Raw genomic sequence first — 1,649 nt, forward strand, 5'->3', positions numbered from 1 at the left:
CCCCCTAGATCCGCCAGTAGTGCCGGCTTGCATGATCAAAGTTCGGTGATCTTCCCTTTTCGGGTTTGTTGATGTTGTTTTCGACGGCTGGGCAGGGTGAAGGCCCGGCTGTCGTGCCGGGTGAGCGCCGGGTCCACGGCCCGGGGGCGTGTTCCGCGTAGAGAACGGGCTGGTCAGACGGCCGCGGGCAGGGCGCGCAGCCGGGCGAGGGCGGTGGTTAGGTGCTGGTCGCGGCCGGGTGGCAGGCGCAGGATCAGTTGGCCTGCGTGGCGGGTGACCCGGCCGGGGATGGTGATCAGTTCGTGGCGGAGCCGGTCGCCGTGCGCGCGCCCGGCGCGCTGGTCGAACCCGGTGAGCGTCTGGAGCAGGGTGGACAGCCAACCGGCGAGGATCGCGGCCCACGTCCAGACGGTGTTGATGGTCGGGTCGGCTGAGGGCAGGTGGCGTAGGCCGGCGCCGAGCTTGTGGTCCTTGATCTGGGTCTCGATGTCGGCGTGGCCGCGGAACCAGTGCTCGAGCGCGACGATGTCCGGCCCGTCGTTGGCGGGGATGTTCGTGACGATGAAGCTGACCGCCCAGGCATGGTCGACGATTCCGTCGAGCGCGAGGGTGAGCTGGGCTTTCGGGATGGTGCGCCGCCGCGGTGAGCGGGGGTCGGTGGAGATCTCGGCGGCGGGGACCTTCACCCGGCGGATGATCGTGTAGGTGCCGGGCGGCCAGCCGGTCGGAGCGTAGCTACTGGTGGCGACCTGGGCGCCGGTCATGTCCCGCGCGTCCGTCCAGGACGTCTCCTCGACGGCGGCGTAGGCGCGCCAGAACGCGGAGTTACGCGGCGCGGCGATTGCGAAGTCCATCCCCGCGGCCACGGCGGCGCGGGCGAGGTCGCCGGTGAAAAACCCCGAGTCCGCGCGCGGCAGCGGCGGCGCGCGGACCGCGACCGGCAGGTTCGCCAGAGCCCGCGCGAACAGGCCTGCCGCGCGCGGACGGACGTCCTGGTCGCCGGCGAGCAGGTCCGCGGCCAGGACCAGCCCGGTCCTGGCCCACGACGCCAGCAGCGGCCGGCCGGCCTTCTTCCCCTCGTAGGTATAGGCCACGCCGCGCTTCGTGCGGCCGAAGACCTCGACGTCCGAGGAGTCCAGGTCCAGCGTCGGCCGATCCGTGACCAGCTCGGCCCGGCGCTGCGCGGGTAACCGGGCCAGCCAGCGGCCGGCGAGCACCCCGACCGTCGCCTCGACCCCGGCCAACGCGCCCGGCCCGAACCTGGCCGCCAGCCTCGCCGCCGTCCGCGACGGCGCGAACGGCCCGCCGCCAGCAGCCCGCCCGCCTCGTCCAGACGCAGCCGGTCCAGCCCGGACAGCGTCGCCTGCCCTGTCAGCTGCGCCGTGGCCAACCCGACCAGCAACTCCCCGGCCGACAGTCCCCGCGCCCGCTGCTTGACCGGCCCGACCCGCTCGTCGAGCGTCTCGACGACCCCGAGCCGATCCACCAGTTCGCTCACCGCCGCCAAGCCGGCCAACCCGGTCAGCGACCGGTCCGCCGGCCCGACCCGAACCCGCAGGGCCCGTTTCCGCGGCCCGGTCGATCTGCGTAGTCTCTTCACCCGGCGGGTGCCTCTCGTCAGGACGTCATCGGTTGGTGGTGGTAAGGAG

At 73.0% G+C, this 1,649-nt stretch carries 1 protein-coding gene; it reads right to left on the reverse strand.

The window, feature by feature from the left end:
* Nucleotides 1-173: 173 nt before the first annotated feature.
* On the reverse strand, nt 174-1,583 hold the full coding sequence (locus ACY45C_RS05665) for a transposase (RefSeq protein ID WP_462186600.1): 1,410 nt from the start codon (nt 1,581-1,583) through the stop codon (nt 174-176).
* Nucleotides 1,584-1,649 lie beyond the last annotated feature (66 nt).

The sequence above is a fragment of the Frankia sp. CcWB2 genome, from assembly GCF_977927585.1.